The following is a 16,173-nucleotide window of genomic DNA, read 5'->3' on the forward strand; positions in this document are numbered from 1 at the left end:
CCGGGTCACTGGATCCTGGGCTCCGGCGCCGACTCGTCCTCCTCGTCGGGGAGCTTGACGTCGCTGACCGCGATGTTGACCTCGACCACCTGGAGGCCGGTCATCCGCTCGACGGCGGCGACCACGTTCTCCCGTACGTCGCGGGCGACGTCGGAGATCGAGACGCCGTAGTCCACGACGATCTCCAGGTCGAGCGCCGTCTGCACCTCTCCGACCTCGGCCTTCACCCCGCGGGAGACGGACTTGGGGCCGCTCCCTCCGGGGACCCGCTCGCGCATGGCGCCGAAGGCCCGCGAGGTGCCGCTGCCCATCGCGTGCACGCCGACCACGTCGCGGGCCGCCAGGCCGGCGATCTTCTCGACCACGCCGTCGGCGATCGTCGTGCGGCCGCGCGTTCCCGCGGCACCGGTGGCGTTCGTCGTCTCGCTCATAGCCGTACGTCCTTTCGGTCGTCCTCCTGGGACCACGCTAAGTGGCGCTTCCGTGACTCGCCGTGCGGATACGGCAAGGTGGAGGAATGACCTCCCATGCGAGAACGACCTCTCAGGAGTGGGCCGGGGCGGTCCGGCGCCGGATCGGACTCGGCAGGCCGCTGCCGTTGGGCGGGCCGCGGGACGGCCTGTGGATCGCCGCGCGGCCCGCCGAGACCGAGCTGCGGCGGGCCGCACGGTCGGTGCGGGGGATCCGCCTGCGGGCACTGCGGGTCGGGCCGCGGGACCCGTCCACCGGGCGTGCCGCGCCGCCCGCCCCGGAGGCCGCGGTGGCGCCGGGTCCGTTGCGGGTGGAGGCGGCCTTCGCGGCGGTGGGCGGGGAGCCGGTGACGGAGGCCGCGCGACGGCTGCGCGAGGCGGTCACCGAGGCGGCCGGGGAGCTGGGGCTGGCCGTCGAGGCGATCGATCTGGAGGTGACGGATCTTCTCCTCGGCGAGGACGCCCGTTCGGGTGACGACCTGGAGGAGGACGAGGAGGACCTGCCCGCCGGTCCCCCTGGCCCGTCGCGGCCCGCCGGGGACCACTCGGCGCCGGCGGGCGGTGACGAGGCGCTGGCCGAGGCGGCGGTGCGGGCGGTCCACGGCGTGCTGGACCTGCGCGGGATGCCGGTGGTCCCCGGAGGGCCGCCGCGGCGGGGACTGCACCTGTCCCGGGAGGCGGCGACCGGCCGGACCCTGGTCCGGGTGGACGTGGCGGTGAGCGGGGCGCGGCGGCCGCTGGAGGTGGCACGGGACGTGCGGGAGGCCGTGACGGCGGCGCTGCCGGAGGCCTCGGTGGCGGTACTGGTCACCGCCGTCGAGTAGTCCGCGCCGTGCCGGTGCGGCCGGCGGTGGCACGACCCGGCGGCGGGCAGCGGCGCGGCCCGGCGGCGGGCGGCAGCGGGCAGCGGCAGGACTGCGGCAGCGGCAGGACTGCGGCAGCGGCAGCGGCAGCGGCAGCGGGGCCGGGTACGCCGAAGGGCCCGGCGGGGAGAGGTTCTCCGCCGGGCCCTTCGGACGCGATGGCCATGGGTCCCGCCCGCTCCCGCCCCCGTCCCGCCGGGGCAGGCCGAGGACGGGACGGGTCAGGCGACGATCAGGTAGATGCCGAACGCCACCGCCGCCGCGCAGGCGGCGAAGCAGAGGTAGGCGCCGGTGACCGCGAGCGGGGCCGAGCCGCCGGTGCGGGCCGCCTTCTCCTTCTGGGAGAGGCCGGCGATGCCGAGGGTGAACAGGCCCACCAGGAGAACCGTGGCCACGAGGCTGACCCCGAAGACGGAGCCGAGAGCCGCCCAGTCGATCTTCATGCTGCTTCTCTTCCTACTTCGTTGCGGGTGCGCTAGGGGGCGTCAGACCTTGGCGGCCGTGGTCACGGGCTTCTCGCCGGCCGCGGCCGGCGACCCGATGGCCTGGGAGGGCATCACGCGGTCCAGCTCCTCCTCGAGCGCCACGGTCGGGGGCGGCGTGACCGCGGCGACGGCGTCGGCGACGACCCCGTCCTCCTCGACGTGGTTCACGTTGGTGTGGTCGACGACCTCACGGCGGGAGAGCAGCCAGATGGCGAGGCTGGAGCCCACGAGGAAGACCGCCACGAGCACGGTGCCCCAGGTGCCCTGCTGCGTCACGTACTCGGCGCCGGCGGCGACCAGCGCGGCGGCCGGCAGCGTCAGCAGCCAGGCGACCAGCATCCGGCCGGCGGTGGACCAGCGGACCACGCCGCCCTTGCGGCCGAGGCCGGCGCCCATCACGGCGCCCGAGACGGAGTGGGTGGTGGAGAGCGAGAAGCCCAGGTGCGAGGAGGCCAGGATGACGGTGGCCGCGGAGGTCTGGGCGGCGAAGCCCTGCTGCGGCTGGAGGTCGGTCAGGCCCTTGCCCATGGTGCGGATGATGCGCCAGCCGCCGAGGTAGGTGCCGAGCGCGATGGCCAGACCCGCGGAGGCGATGACCCAGACCGGCGGGTCGGAGTCCGGGACGAGGACGCCACCGGTGACCAGGGCCAGGGTGATGACACCCATGGTCTTCTGCGCGTCGTTGGTGCCGTGGGCGAGGGAGACCAGGGCCGCGGAGGCGATCTGGCCGGCGCGGTAGCCCTTCTTGGCGGTCTGCTCCTCGGTCTTCGAGCCGAGCTTGTAGGTGATCCGCGCGCCGACCGTGGCGGCGATGCCGGCCACCAGCGGGGCGGCGAGGGCCGGGATCAGCACGTTGGTGATCAGCGTGCCGCCGTGCACCGCGCCGAAACCGGCGGAGGCGACGGTGGCGCCCAGGAGACCGCCCATGAGGGCGTGGGAGGAGCTGGAAGGCAGGCCGACCAGCCAGGTCAGCAGGTTCCAGAGAATGGCACCCACCAAGGCCGCGAAGATCACCTCGGGCTGGATCCCCGACTCGTCGACGAGTCCCTTGGAGATCGTGTTGGCGACCTCCACGGAGAGGAAAGCACCCACAAGGTTCAGCACGGCGGACATCGCCACGGCGATCTTCGGCTTCATCGCGCCGGTGGAGATCGTGGTGGCCATGGCGTTGGCGGTGTCGTGGAAACCGTTCGTGAAATCGAACGCGAGAGCGGTGATCACCACAATCGCGAGGATCAGCGAGAAGCTTTCCATTTACCCAGGCAATCGTTCGACGTCATTGGCGATTCGAACGTAGGTAACCATGGTGAACGGAAGGTGAACTGACGCCCTACATGCGGTTTACGGTCACCCATGCGGACCCCACGGCGGCTCCGGGCCGGAGGGGCGGGAAGCTCGCAGAACTTGTCGATTTGTCGATACAACCTGGTCAGCACGGCACCCTCGACCCGGCGGCCGGACAACGGCGCCGACGGCGGGGCAGGCGCCGGGATGATCCTTGTCACTCCGTGGCCGACGGCCGGCCGGGGTGGCAGGATCCCGCACATGCGGGACACGGAACCGGCGAGCATACCGGACGAAACCGGCGGGGCGTGGCGGCGGCTGGTGGCCACCGCCCGGCGCACCCACGACGAAGGGCTGGTGGTCGGCACCTCGGGCAACGTCTCGGTACGGGTGGGCGACACGGTGCTGGTGACGCCCTCAGGGGTGCCGTACGACCGGCTGGGGCCGCGGGACCTGGTCGGCGTGGGGCTGGACGGGCGGCGGCTGCTGGGGACCGCGGAGCCGACCAGCGAACTGCCGCTGCACCTGGCGGTCTACCGCGCCACCGACGCGCGGGCCGTGGTGCACACCCACGCCGTGCACGCGACCGCCGTCTCCACGCTGGTCGACGAGCTCCCGCCGGTCCACTACATGACCGCCGCGCTCGGCGGCCCTGTGCGGGTCGCCCCGTACGCGGGCTACGGCACCCCCGAGCTGGCCGGGGCCGCGCTCGCCGCCCTGGAGGGCCGCTCCGCCTGCCTGCTGCGCAACCACGGGACGGTCGCGTACGGCGAGGACCTGGACCAGGCCTACGACCGGACCGCCCAGCTGGAGTGGATGTGCCGGCTGTGGCTCCTCGCCTCCTCCGTCCCCGGCCGCTCCCCCACGCTGCTCACCACCGGACAGCTCGCCGAGACCGCCGACCGCCTGCGCCACTACGGCCGCCGCGCCGGGAGCTGACGCACCGGGGCTGACACCGCCGGGACGGGGAACACGTGCCCTGCAGGGAGCCCGGTCGCCGGGCCGCGGCTCCGGTGGCGAGGACAGGGGAGCCCCTTGAAACTGGTCGGGTGCGCACAGTGAACTTCAGGACGGGGCACGTGAGGGCGGGCGCCCGGCGGGCGAGCGGCCTGCGGGCCGGCGGCCTGCGAGCAAGCGGTCTGCGGACGGGCGGTCTGCGGGCGGGCGGTATCAAGGCCGCGACCGTCACGGCGGTCGCGGGCGCGGCGGCGGTGGCCGCCGGGCGGCTCGCGGGCGACGCGGCGCTCAAGACACCCCCGGACCGCCCGCTGCCCACGGAGCCCCACCTCACCGTGCACGACGTCGGCGCGGACTGGATCAGCCTCACCCGCGACCTGGCGGCCCTCCGCCCGGGGGTCTACGGACTCACCGGGAAGGACCACGGGGACGGCGGCCCGCACGCCGTGGTCGGACCGGTCCGCGAGGACCTCCCGCACCCCGCCGACGCGGTGGTCCGCCGCCTGGAGCGCGTCACCCGGGGGACCTTCCGGCGCGGCGACCGGGTGTGGCTCACCCCCTCGCTGCGCGTCGGCAACCCGGTGACCGCCCTGGACCTGACCTACGCCGACGTCGAGGTCCCGGGCGAACTGGGTCTGCTGCCCGCATGGTTCCTGCCGGGCCGGCGCTCCACCTGGGTGATCGCCGCGCACGGCCTGGGATCCTCCCGCGAGCAGGTCCTCAACCTGCTCCCCTTCTTCCACGACCAGGCCTTCGCGGTGCTGGCCCTCGCCCACCGGGGCGACCCGGACGCGCCCCGCTCCCCGGACCGCCGCTTCCACTTCGGCGAGACCGAGTGGCGGGACCTGGACGCCGCCATCCGCTACGCCGTCCGCTACGGAGCCCGCCGGGTGGTGCTCCTCGGCTGGTCCGCCGGCGCCACCATGGCCCTGCGCGCCGCCCAGCGCTCCGGGCTGCGGAGCCGGATCGCCGGACTGGTGCTGGACTCCCCGGTGCTGGACTGGGAGGCCACCGCACGCACCCTCGCCACCGCCCGCGGAGTGCCCCGGGCGCTGCTGCCGCTCGCGGTGCGCGCCGCGCGCGGCCGGCTCCAGGCGCACGAGGATTCCGCCTTCGACGACCCCGAGCCGCTGCGGACCCCGACGCTGATCCTGCACGGACCGGACGACGAGGTGGCGTCCTGGGAGCTGTCGCGCGGCCTGGCGGACCGGCTCCCCCGTCTGGTCACCCTCCGGACCTTCCGCGGCGCCCCTCACGCCGCCATGTGGAACAGCGACCCGACGCGCTACGAGGAGGCCCTACGCCGCTTCCTCACCCCCTTCATGTGACCACCCCGGAGGCCTTCCGAGGCCCCGTTCCGAAGGCCGGGCGGGGGTTCCGTTTGGGTTTTCGGTCCCCCACCCGAGAGACTGCCCCCGTGACGTCCCGTATTCCGCGCGACTCCAGGCTTCGACTCGTCCGTACCCGACCCCTGGCCGCCGCCCCCCGAGTGACGGACCAGCGGCGTGCCCCCAGGCCGGCACCCCGACCACCGGAGGGCACGCCGGCCCGGTCCGCACTGGCCGCCATGGCACGCACCCGGCTGGCCGACGCGGTCCGCGTGGCCCGCTGGGCCGACGGGGCCTTGGGCCCCGGCACCCAGGGCGGAACCCCCGACGGCAAGGGCACCCTCTCCGACCGGACCGCCGCCCGCGCCGCCGGCGAACTGGGCCTGACCACCGAGCAGGTCCGCTCCGACTGGGACATCGCCCGGCTGGCCGGCCTGGTCGAGGTGCACGGCGCCGACGCCCGCCCCGGCTGGCGGCTGCGCGCCTGGGACCGCGACGACAGCGCCGTGCTCCGGGGCTGGGTGGCCCTGTTCGACGCCTGGTCCCTGGCCTGTCCGGAACCCGGCGGGCAGGAGCCGTCGGCGGTCGCCGACACCGTCTCCGCGATGCCCCAGGTCCTCTCCTTCCTCCAGTTGTCGGCCGGTCCGGTCCCGGTGGAGCAGCTCCTCGACCTGCTCGGCCAGCGCGTCACCGAACTGCGCACCGAGCGCTGCGAGGTGCCCTACGCCCCGGCCGCCGAGGCCGGCCCGACGGAACCCTCCGCTGCGCCGCCGCGGCCGGAGGACCGGCGGGCGGCGGAGCCCGTCACCCCGGGTGAGCTCGCCCCTCTGCTGGACTGGGCACTGGGCGCGCTGGCCGGTGTCGGCGCCCTGGAGCTGGACGACGAGCCGCAGGGCGGCCAGGCCACCCTCACCCCGCTCGGCAGCTGGGCGGTCTGGGTCAAGCTGGAGCAGATCTGCGTGGCCGCGCAGAGCCCCGCCGGCAACATCGAGCAGGCCGCCGAGGACATGCTCCGCGGCTGCGCCCGGCTGCGCCCCAACGCCGCCCGCGCCGAGTACCAGGCGTGGCTGGCCGCCCGCCCGGTGGGCCGCGCGGTGACCGAACTGCTGGCCGCCGCCCGCGGCGAGGACGCCCTGCTGCGCGGGCTCGCCTTCGAGGCGCTGAGGGTGGTCGGCGCGCCGGCCGAGGCCGGGGTACGCGCCGCGGCCTCCGAGGCGACGCTGCGGCCGTACGCGCTGCTGTGGCTCGCCGAGCACGACGGCGCCGACCCCGAGGACGCGCACGAGGCGCTCACCCGGGACGAGGCGACCTGGCTCTGGGTGGACACCGCGGCGGCCGTCGCCGACCACGGCGAGGGGCCCATGCTGGTGCGCCACCTGGAGTCCGCGATGCAGGCGACCGTGCCCCAGCTGCTCCAGGAGGTGCGCGCCGTCGGCCACCCGCGGACCGTGCAGGTGCTGGTGGCGCTGGCCGCGGCGCACCCCGACCCGGCGCTGGCCAAGGCCGTGCGCAGGGCCGCCTTCCAGGTGCACACCGGGGGCGGGTGACGCGTCAGGCCGGTATCTCGGGGGCGTACGTGCCGAAGCACCACACGTTGCCCTCGAGGTCCCTGGCCATGTAGTCCCGCGAGCCGTAGTCCTGGTCGGCCGGCGCCATGAGGATCTCCACCCCGTGCCGCACCGCGCGGGCGTGGTGTGCGTCGACGTCCTCGACCGCCACGTAGACCCCGGCCGGCCCGGCCCCGCTCATGGCGCGGGCGAACACCCCGCGGCCGCTGTCCTGCGAGCCGAGCATCACCACGCCGCCGCCCTGCGTCAGCTCGGCGTGCGCCACCGTGCCGTTCTCGCCCTCGTAGAGGGCGAGTTCCCGGAAGCCCAGGCCCTCGGTCAGCTGCCGGACCGCCGCCCTGGCGTCGGCGTACAGCAGCGTCGGGCACAGGCCCGCGCGTCCGTTCCGCGCATCCGTCATCGCTCCCACCTTCTCCTTCTCGTGCTTGCCTCGCACTTGCCTCGCGTTCGTCCGTATCGCCTGATCTGTGACCTGTTGCCCAGTCTTGCACCAGGGTCCGACAACGCACGCCGGAGAGAGTGCTTGCATACGCCCGCTAGACTTTCGGCATGGCCTTTCTCCTCGCGCATTAGACGGCGGTACGCCTCCGCGAAGACCGTCCGCCCTCATCCCACGCCCTGGAGTCTGTCCGTGATCACCGCCACCGGTATCGAGCTGCGTGCCGGCGCCCGCGTCCTCATCGAGTCCGCCAGCTTCCGCGTCGCCAAGGGCGACCGCATCGGCCTGGTCGGCCGCAACGGAGCCGGCAAGACCACCCTCACCAAGGTCCTGGCCGGCGAGGGCATCCCCGCCGGCGGATCGGTCGCCCGCTCCGGCGAGGTCGGCTACCTCCCCCAGGACCCGCGCACCGGCGACCTCGACGTGCTCGCCCGCGACCGGGTCCTGTCCGCGCGCGGACTCGACGTGCTGCTGCGCAAGATGCGCGAGAACGAGGAGCGCATCGCCAACGGCAAGGGCGCCACGCGCGAGAAGGCGATGAAGCAGTACGAGCGCCAGGAGACGGAGTTCCTCACCAAGGGCGGTTACGCCGCCGAGGCCGAGGCCGCCACCATCGCCGCCGCGCTCAACCTGCCCGACCGGGTGCTCGGCCAGCCGCTGCACACCCTCTCCGGCGGTCAGCGCCGCCGTATCGAGCTGGCCCGCATCCTCTTCTCGGACGCGGACACCCTGCTGCTCGACGAGCCCACCAACCACCTCGACGCGGACTCGATCGTCTGGCTGCGGGACTACCTGAAGAGCTACCGCGGCGGCTTCATCGTGATCTCCCACGACGTGGAGCTGGTGGAGACGGTCGTCAACAAGGTCTTCTACCTGGACGCCAACCGGGCCTCGATCGACGTCTACAACATGGGCTGGAAGCTCTACCAGCAGCAGCGCGAGGCGGACGAGAAGCGGCGCAAGCGGGAGCGCCAGAACGCCGAGAAGAAGGCCGCCGCGCTCAACGCCCAGGCCGACAAGATGCGCGCCAAGGCCACCAAGACGGTCGCCGCGCAGAACATGGCCCGCCGCGCCGAGCGGCTGCTCTCCGGCCTCGACGACGTCCGGCAGTCCGACAAGGTCGCCAAGCTGCGCTTCCCGGAGCCCGCGTCGTGCGGCAGGACCCCGCTGACGGCGGAGGGCCTGTCGAAGTCGTACGGCTCGCTGGAGATCTTCACCGACGTCGACCTGGCCATCGACAAGGGGTCGCGGGTCGTCATCCTGGGCCTCAACGGCGCGGGCAAGACCACCCTGCTGCGGATGCTGGCCGGCGTGGAGGAGCCCGACACCGGCCGGATCGTCCCCGGGCACGGCCTGAAGGTCGGCTACTACGCCCAGGAGCACGAGACCCTCGACCCGGACCGCTCGGTGCTCGAGAACATGCGCTCGGCGGCGCCCGACATGGACCTCGTCGAGGTCCGCAAGGTGCTCGGCTCGTTCCTGTTCTCCGGCGACGACGTCGACAAGCCGGCCGGGGTGCTCTCCGGCGGCGAGAAGACCCGGCTCGCCCTGGCGACCCTGGTCGTCTCCTCGGCCAACGTCCTCCTGCTGGACGAGCCCACCAACAACCTGGACCCGGCCAGCCGCGAGGAGATCCTCGGGGCACTGCGCACCTACACGGGCGCCGTGGTGCTGGTGACGCACGACGAGGGCGCGGTGGAGGCGCTCCAGCCGGAGCGGATCATCCTGCTCCCGGACGGCATCGAGGACCTCTGGGGCGCCTCGTACGCCGACCTGGTGGCGCTCGCCTGACCCGTATTGGATCATTCGGACGATCCCTGGTCCTTCATCTGTGTGAGAACTCCTGGTCCCCAGGTGTGTCCTGCATGGAATTCCCGGCCGGGCCTCCCTTTCACGGAGGCCCGGCCGCCTCGCGTCCATGACCTGCTGGTTCGTCCTGAATACCGCTCAGCTGTGCGGGTACCGGTCGACGGAACAAGGCATTCCGATTGTGCGCACGCACTCCTGTCGTCAAAAGCCGGTCTCACGGACCTTGCCGAATGGGTGGCCAGGACGGCGGGGAGGGGTGATCATGAGAGGACCAGAGCGCACTTCCCACGAGGAGGCACGGGTGGCCGAGACTCTGAAGAAGGGCAGCCGGGTGACCGGCCCCGCGCGCGACAAGCTCGCGGCAGACCTGAAGAAGAAGTACGACTCCGGTGCGAGCATCCGGGCACTGGCCGAGGAGACCGGCCGCTCGTATGGCTTCGTGCACCGGATGCTCAGCGAGTCGGGCGTCACGCTGCGTGGGCGTGGCGGGGCGACGCGCGGCAAGAAGGCATCCGCCTGAGGCCGGGCAGCCGTCGACTCCGATGAACGGCGGCCACCCGGTCGGTCCCCCGACCGGCCGGGTGGTTACTGTGCAGTCACTTACCGGCGCGTCTCACGGGGACGCGTCGGCCGACCGCACCCATTCGGAGGCGTCATGACTTCGCTCGACCCTGTCCTCGACAAGGACGGAGTCCGGCTCGTCGTCGACGGTGAGACCGCGACGGTGACCTTGACCAACCCGGCCAAGCGCAATGCGCAGAGCCCCGCCCTGTGGCGTGCCCTCGCGGAAGCGGGCCGGGCGCTCCCGGGCGCCGTCCGGGTGGTCGTGCTGCGCGCGGAGGGCAAGTCCTTCTCCGCCGGTCTCGACCGGCAGGCGTTCGCGCCGGAGGGCTTCCCCGGCGAGCCGTCCTTCCTCGACATGGCGCGCGGCGGTGAGGCGGAGATGGACGCACTCATCGCCGAGTACCAGGAGGCGTTCACCTGGTGGCGGCGTAACGACATCGTGTCGATCGCGGCCGTGCAGGGGCATGCCGTCGGTGCCGGCTTCCAGCTGGCGCTCGCCTGCGACCTGCGGGTCGTCGCGGACGACGTGCAGTTCGCCATGCGGGAGACCAGCCTGGGCCTGGTGCCCGACCTCACCGGTACGCAGCCGCTGGTGGCGCTCGTGGGGTACGCCCGTGCGCTCGAGATCTGTGCCACCGGGCGGTTCGTGACGGCCGAGGAGGCGGTCGGCAGCGGGCTGGCCAACCTCGCGGTGACGCGGGAGGAACTGGACGGGGCGGTGCGGGACCTCGCGGCCGCGCTGCTGGCCGCGCCGCGGAACGCGGTGATCGAGACGAAGGCGCTGTTGCGGGGGGCGGTGGGGCGCACGTTCGACGAGCAGCGGGCGGCGGAGCGGGCCGCGCAGGGGCGGCGCCTGCGGGATCTCGCCGGCGTGGGCGAGTAGGCCTCTCCCCGCCTGTCGGGCCGGGGCTCGCCGGTCGGGCCCGGACCCTGCCGTGGCGCCGGGGCTCCGGCGTACGGCCTGGGTCCCGGCCCGGCCGGTCACGTGCGTGCGGTTCCGGGGCCTGGGCCGTACCCGTGCCGCTGTGAGGTCGGGTGCGTTCGGCACCGCCTGCGCCCGCCCGTGCCGCCCCCTGGGCGGCCCAGCCGCCCGCAGACGGGGACGGGGGCGTTCGGCGCATCGCCCCGCCGCGCGGCACACGCCTACCGGCACCGTGAAGCGGGCCCGCGCCGACCCCGGGCAGCCCGGCCGCACGCAGACGAGAACAGGGCGATCGGCGCATCGCCCCGCCACCCGGCACACGCCTGCCGGCGCCGTCAGGCGAGCTCACGCCACCCCGGGCGGCCCGGCCGCACGCGGACGGGAGCGGGGCGGACCAGGGCGGCCCGGCCGCACGCAGACGGGAACGGGGCGGACCAGGGCGGCCCGGCCGCACGCAGACGGAAGCGGGGCGGATCGTCGTCCCGCCGCGCGGCGCGGTACGCGCCTGCCGGGGTGGTCAGGCGAGGATGTGGCCGTTGAGGACGACGCGGCGTGGGGCGGCCAGGACGGCCACGTCCTCGCGGGGGTCCGACCCGTAGACGACCAGGTCGGCCGGGGCCCCCTCGTCGAGGCCGGGGCGGCCCAGCCAGGACCGTGCCGTCCACGACGCCGCCCCCACCGCGTCCACGGCGGGGATCCCCGCCCGCACCAGTTCCGCGACCTCCTCCGCCACCAGCCCGTGCGGCAGCGTCCCACCGGCGTCGGTGCCGACGAACACCGGCACGCCCGCGTCCCAGGCGGAGCGCACGGTGTCGTAGCGCCGCTCGTGCAGCCGCCGCATGTGTGCCGACCAGCGGGGGAACTTCTCCTCCCCGCCCGCCGCCAGCTTCGGGAACGTGGCGATGTTGACCAGCGTCGGCACGATGGCGACGCCCCGCTCCGCGAAGAGCGGGACGGTCTCCTCGGTCAGCCCGGTCGCGTGCTCGATGCAGTCGATGCCCGCCTCGACGAGGTCCCGCAGCGAGTTCTCGGCGAAGCAGTGCGCCGTCACCCGCGCGCCCAGCCGGTGGGCCTCGGCGATGGCCGCCTCCACGGCGTCACGGGGCCAGCAGGGCGCGAGGTCGCCCTCGCCACGGTCTATCCAGTCGCCGACCAGCTTCACCCAGCCGTCGCCCCGCCGCGCCTCCTGTGCGACGTACGCGACGAGGTCCTCCGGCTCGACCTCCCAGGCGAAGTTGCGGATGTAGCGCCGGGTACGGGCGATGTGCCTCCCGGCCCGGACGATCTTCGGCAGGTCGTCCCGGTCGTCGATCCACCGGGTGTCGGCGGGCGACCCGGCGTCCCGCAGCAGCAGCGCTCCCGCCTCCCGTTCGGTCAGTGCCTGCTTCTCCGAGACGTCGTCGGGGACCGCTCCCCGTTCGCCGAGTCCGACGTGGCAGTGGGCGTCGACCAGTCCGGGCAGGGCCCATCCCTCGACGGTGCGGACGTCCCGGGCGCCGGCCGGGCGGTCGTAGGTGATCCGCCCGCCGACCACCCAGACCTCGTCCCGGACCTCCTCGGGCCCGACCAGCACCCTCCCCTTCACCCGCAGCACCGCGTGATCACTCATGCACCGCACCCTAGGTCCCCCGGCCCGGCCGCGTCAGGAGGGCGGCGTGAGGGGCGTCGTGGGAGGCGGCGGGACGAGCGGCGTCACGATGGGCGGCACAGCCTCGGGTTGGCGAGGTCGGCGCAGGGCCGCTGGCCGTGCTCGCGGATCACGTCCTGGCCGACCTCCAGGGTGATGTACCGCAGGAACCCGGCCACCAGGGAGTCGGCCGGCGGCTGCCCGTACGTGTACGCGTACTCGGTCGCCCAGTACGGGTAGACGCCCCGGTCGGCGGCGTCCAGTTCGGCGGGCTGGCCGTCGATGCGCACCAGGTGGAGGCGGTCCGCCTCGGCCGCCGCCGCGTGGGCCTCCGCGTAGCCGAGGGCGCCCGGCACGGCGGCCACCGTGTCCAGCACCTCTTCCGTGGAGCCGCGTTCGCAGCGCAGCGCCGGGTTGTCGGGGCGCGCGACGCGGCTGCGGCAGTCCTGCGAGGTGAAGTTGGGCTCGGTGGCGCCGCCCAGCACCCGTTCCTCCAGGGCGCGGCGGCTGCCGGAGCTGGAGTACCGGCCGACCAGCGCGATCGGCAGGTCCTCGCCGCCCACGTCCTTCCAGTTGCGGTACCGGCCGGAGTAGATCCGCCGGATCTGCTCCGGCGTCAGGTCCTGGACTCCGGCCTCCTTGCTGACGACCAGGGTGAAGAGGGAGAACGACACGGGGCGCGGGAGGAGCTGCGGATGCCCGTCGCCCTTACGGCCGTCGGAGAAGGCGAGCATCGCCGGGCCGTCCTCACCGGCCCCGCGGCCCGCCTCGTCCAGGGTGCGGACGCCTTCCTGGCTGCCGGCCGCCCGGATGTGGATCTCCACCTCGCCGGGGGCGTCGCGGCATGCCTCGCGGTAGCTCCCGGCGGCCTCCTCCACCACGGGGCGGAAGGCCGTGGAGCCGACCACGGTGAGTTCGCCGGAGGCGCAGTCCACCGCCGCGGTGGAGTTCTCCCCGGACACGTAGTACAGCGCGACGATCAGCGACGCCATCACGGTGATCAGCGCGACCACGCCCCGGGAGACGCCCGCCCGGTACCGGGTGCGGGTGACCCGGCCGCCCTTGATCCTGCTGACCATCACCGCGTCGGACTCGTCCCCGTCCCGGTCGGGCGCGTCGTCCCCGTCGAGTTCGTCCAGCAGGACCAGCACCTTGTAGTGCTCGTTCCTGTTGAGCGGCACCCTGGGCAGCCGCAGCACGTCGGGATCGGCCCGTTCCGGGTCCTGGTTGAGGTCGGGGATGACGTTGGTGGGCGAGCTGGGGCCGCGGCGCGTGGGGTCGAACGCCCGCACCACCCGGCGGCGCGGGAAGCGGATGGAGAGCCCCACGGGGTCGGTCTCCATGTAGTCGTCGACGTCGACCGGGACCGAGCCGTTGTTCTCGACCCGCACGAGCACCAGCGACGGGTGCCGGGCTCCGGCGAACTCCCCGCCGAACGCGCGGGTGTCCATCTGGATCCGGTATCCGAGCCGCTTCCTGCCGATGAAGAAGAACTCGTACACGCCGGCCACCGTCGGTATGACGACGCCGAGCACGGTGAGAGTGATCTCCCAGGGGAACGTGTCCATGGTGCGGACAAAAGTACGGTCGGGTTCCCGCCATGGGGAGATCGGGAGGAGCCGCGACCGGTGAAGTTCACCGGACGTTGCCGCGTCGTTCGGCGCGGGGGCGGCCCCTGTACGCCCGGGGCCCGGAACCGGGCGGTCCGCGGTGCCGGGCGGTCACCGGATACCCTCGGGGCGCATCGGTCTTACCGGCATTCCCGCATTCCCTGAGCGAAGAGAGCACCACCGTGACCCACCCCTTCCTGGACCTGGCTCCGCTCAGCGCCGCCCGTTTCGCCGCCGTCGCGGACCGGGTGGCGCGGCTCCTGCGCACCCGCAACGACGTCCTCATCACCCAGGGCGAGGCGCTGCTGCCGCTGGAGGGCGCGATCCGCGGGTGCGCGGGGCCGGAGACGGTGGCGCTGAACGTGATCACCGGCCCCTACGGGCAGACCTTCGGCGACTGGCTGCGGGACTGCGGCGCGACGGTGCACGACCTGGCGGTGCCGTTCCACACAGCGGTGACCGCCGGGCAGATCCGCGAGGCGCTGGCCGAGCATCCCGAGATCGACTTCGTCTCCCTGGTGCACGCCGAGGCGGCCACCGGGAACACCAACCCGGTCGCCGAGATCGGCGAGGTGGTCCGGGAGCACGGGGCGCTGTTCTACCTGGACGCGGTGGCCTCGGTCGGCGCGGAGCCGGTGCTGACGGACGCGTGGGGCGTCGACCTGTGCGTGATCGGCGCGCAGAAGGCGCTGGGCGGCCCGGCGGGCGTCTCGGCGGTGTCGGTGAGCGAGCGGGCGTGGGCGCGGATGGCCGCCAACCCGCGGGCGCCGCGCCACTCGTACCTGTCGCTGCTGGACTGGAAGGAGCGCTGGGTCGACCGCGGCCGCACCGCGCTGCTGCACGCGCCGGCGCAGCTGGAGATGCTGGCGCTGGAGGCCTGCGTGGAGCGGGTGGAGCACGAGGGTCTGGAGGCGCTGATGGCCCGGCACGCCGCGGCCGCCGCGGCGACCCGGGCCGGGGCGGTCGCCCTGGGCGGCGGGCTGGAGCCGTACGTCCACGACGCGAAGGACGCCGCTCCGGTGGCGACCACGCTGCGCGCCCCGGCTGGTGTGGTGGCCTCCGAGCTGGTGGCGCGGGCCCTGGCCGCGGACCCGGCGCTGCCGCTGGCGGCGGGCGGCGGCGCGCTGGCGGCCGAGATGATCCGGGTCAACCACTACGGCCGGGACGCCACCCCGGGCGCGGTGCAGGGCAGCCTGGCCGCGCTGGGCGCCGCGCTGGCGGAGCGGGGCGTCGAGGTGGACCTGGCGGGGGCGCTGCGGGCGGCCGCGGCCGCCTGGAAGTAGCGGTTCCCCGCACAGGGGTCCGGCGGCACGGGCCTCCCGCACGCGGGTACGCACGGGTCCCCCCGCACGCGGGGCGGCCGTACGCGGGGCGGCCGCCGTGACCTCGGCGGCCGTGAACGCGGCGCCCGGGAATGCGGCGGCCGGGCGGGCGGTTGGCGCTCTGGAGAACCGTCGTGAACCTCTGGAGTGCCCCGTGCGTGTGGAAATCTGGTCCGACATAGCCTGCCCCTGGTGCTATGTCGGCAAGGCCCGTTTCGAGAAGGCGCTGGCGGCGTTCGCCCACCGGGACGACGTCGAGGTCGTGCACCGGTCGTTCGAGCTGGACCCGGGACGCGCCAAGGGCGACGTGGAGCCGGTGCTCGGGCTGCTGGCGAAGAAGTACGGGATGAGCGAGGAGCAGGCGCGGGCGGGCGAGGCGAACCTGGCCACGCAGGCGGCCGGGGAGGGCCTGCCGTACCGGGCCGAGGGCCGGGACCACGGCGGCACCTTCGACCTGCACCGGCTGCTTCAGCTGGCGAAGGAGCGCGGACGCCAGACCGAGCTGCTGGATCTCTTCTACCGGGCCAACTTCGCCGAGGAGCGGTCCGTCTTCGCCGACGCCGACGCGTACCTGGTCGAGCTGGCCGTGGAGGCCGGGCTGGCGGAGGACGAGGTGCGCACGGTGCTGGGGGACCCGGCGGCCTTCGCGGACGAGGTGCGGGCGGACGAGCGGGAGGCGGCGGAACTCGGCGTGTCCGGGGTGCCGTTCTTCGTCATCGACCGCAGGTACGGGGTGTCCGGCGCGCAGCCGGCGGAGCTGTTCTCCCAGGCCCTGACCCAGGCGTGGGGCGAGCGCTCCCCGCTGACGGTCCTGTCCGACGGCGACGCCTGCGGCCCCGAGGGCTGCGAGGTCCCCGCCCGCTGACGCGCGCTGCGGTACCGCGGAGGACGCCCGCCCCGTGGACGGGACCCGGACCGTGGCGGC

Annotated in this window: 15 protein-coding genes; 9 read left to right on the top strand and 6 right to left on the bottom strand. The window is 74.3% G+C overall.

Going from position 1 to position 16,173, the window contains the following annotated elements; all coding sequences use genetic code 11:
• Nucleotides 1–5 precede the first annotated feature (5 nt).
• Nucleotides 6–431 (bottom strand): Asp23/Gls24 family envelope stress response protein, encoded by a 426-nt coding sequence (locus tag GBN72_RS32735; protein WP_246213044.1) that lies wholly within the window; start codon nt 429–431, stop codon nt 6–8.
• A gap of 86 nt (nt 432–517) precedes the next feature.
• Between GBN72_RS32735 and GBN72_RS32740 the strand changes: the two genes are divergently transcribed.
• The gene (locus tag GBN72_RS32740; RefSeq protein ID WP_151775623.1) at nt 518–1,294 is read left to right on the top strand and encodes a nucleopolyhedrovirus P10 family protein; all 777 of its coding nucleotides are present in this window, start codon (nt 518–520) and stop codon (nt 1,292–1,294) included.
• A 260-nt stretch (nt 1,295–1,554) separates the two neighbouring features.
• On the opposite strand, the gene GBN72_RS32745 is transcribed toward GBN72_RS32740, so the two are convergent.
• Nucleotides 1,555–1,776, bottom strand: coding sequence for a hypothetical protein (locus GBN72_RS32745; RefSeq protein ID WP_151775624.1), 222 nt, complete (start codon nt 1,774–1,776; stop codon nt 1,555–1,557).
• A gap of 42 nt (nt 1,777–1,818) precedes the next feature.
• Entirely contained in the window at nt 1,819–3,072 is a 1,254-nt protein-coding gene (locus GBN72_RS32750; protein ID WP_151775625.1) for an inorganic phosphate transporter, read from the bottom strand.
• A 291-nt stretch (nt 3,073–3,363) separates the two neighbouring features.
• Between GBN72_RS32750 and GBN72_RS32755 the strand changes: the two genes are divergently transcribed.
• The 3 genes from GBN72_RS32755 to GBN72_RS32765 all read left to right on the top strand — a co-directional run bounded on the left by GBN72_RS32755 (nt 3,364) and on the right by GBN72_RS32765 (nt 6,934).
• Entirely contained in the window at nt 3,364–4,041 is a 678-nt protein-coding gene (locus GBN72_RS32755; RefSeq protein WP_151775626.1) for a class II aldolase/adducin family protein, read from the top strand.
• A 215-nt stretch (nt 4,042–4,256) separates the two neighbouring features.
• Nucleotides 4,257–5,387 carry an alpha/beta hydrolase gene (locus GBN72_RS32760; protein WP_151775659.1) on the top strand — a complete coding sequence of 377 codons (1,131 nt, stop codon included), beginning with the start codon at nt 4,257–4,259 and terminating at the stop codon, nt 5,385–5,387.
• A gap of 89 nt (nt 5,388–5,476) precedes the next feature.
• Nucleotides 5,477–6,934, top strand: coding sequence for a hypothetical protein (locus GBN72_RS32765; protein ID WP_174887246.1), 1,458 nt, complete (start codon nt 5,477–5,479; stop codon nt 6,932–6,934).
• 4 nt (nt 6,935–6,938) lie between these two features.
• On the opposite strand, the gene GBN72_RS32770 is transcribed toward GBN72_RS32765, so the two are convergent.
• Nucleotides 6,939–7,355, bottom strand: a complete 417-nt coding sequence (locus tag GBN72_RS32770; RefSeq protein ID WP_151775627.1) for a VOC family protein — start codon at nt 7,353–7,355, stop codon at nt 6,939–6,941.
• 231 nt (nt 7,356–7,586) lie between these two features.
• Between GBN72_RS32770 and GBN72_RS32775 the strand changes: the two genes are divergently transcribed.
• From GBN72_RS32775 to GBN72_RS32785, 3 genes are all read left to right on the top strand, one after another.
• Nucleotides 7,587–9,185, top strand: coding sequence for an ABC-F family ATP-binding cassette domain-containing protein (locus GBN72_RS32775; protein ID WP_151775628.1), 1,599 nt, complete (start codon nt 7,587–7,589; stop codon nt 9,183–9,185).
• Between the two features lie 319 nt (nt 9,186–9,504).
• On the top strand, nt 9,505–9,723 hold the full coding sequence (locus GBN72_RS32780) for a helix-turn-helix domain-containing protein (protein ID WP_023542602.1): 219 nt from the start codon (nt 9,505–9,507) through the stop codon (nt 9,721–9,723).
• Between the two features lie 135 nt (nt 9,724–9,858).
• Nucleotides 9,859–10,650 (top strand): enoyl-CoA hydratase/isomerase family protein, encoded by a 792-nt coding sequence (locus GBN72_RS32785; protein ID WP_151775630.1) that lies wholly within the window; start codon nt 9,859–9,861, stop codon nt 10,648–10,650.
• Nucleotides 10,651–11,206: 556 nt separating this feature from the next.
• Here the strand turns inward: GBN72_RS32785 and GBN72_RS32790 are convergent.
• Nucleotides 11,207–12,298, bottom strand: a complete 1,092-nt coding sequence (locus GBN72_RS32790; protein ID WP_151775631.1) for an amidohydrolase family protein — start codon at nt 12,296–12,298, stop codon at nt 11,207–11,209.
• A gap of 83 nt (nt 12,299–12,381) precedes the next feature.
• On the bottom strand, nt 12,382–13,884 hold the full coding sequence (locus GBN72_RS32795) for a PstS family phosphate ABC transporter substrate-binding protein (protein WP_151775632.1): 1,503 nt from the start codon (nt 13,882–13,884) through the stop codon (nt 12,382–12,384).
• 224 nt (nt 13,885–14,108) lie between these two features.
• Here GBN72_RS32795 and GBN72_RS32800 point away from each other — a divergent pair, with 224 nt between their 5' ends.
• Together GBN72_RS32800 and GBN72_RS32805 are read left to right on the top strand one after the other, a co-directional pair.
• Nucleotides 14,109–15,209, top strand: a complete 1,101-nt coding sequence (locus GBN72_RS32800) for a pyridoxal-phosphate-dependent aminotransferase family protein (RefSeq protein WP_246213045.1) — start codon at nt 14,109–14,111, stop codon at nt 15,207–15,209.
• A gap of 193 nt (nt 15,210–15,402) precedes the next feature.
• Complete coding sequence (locus GBN72_RS32805; RefSeq protein WP_151775633.1) at nt 15,403–16,113, top strand: DsbA family oxidoreductase; 711 nt, start codon at nt 15,403–15,405, stop codon at nt 16,111–16,113.
• Nucleotides 16,114–16,173 lie beyond the last annotated feature (60 nt).

Source organism: Streptomyces abyssomicinicus, from assembly GCF_008974245.1.
In the GTDB taxonomy this organism is placed as follows: domain Bacteria; phylum Actinomycetota; class Actinomycetes; order Streptomycetales; family Streptomycetaceae; genus Streptomyces; species Streptomyces abyssomicinicus.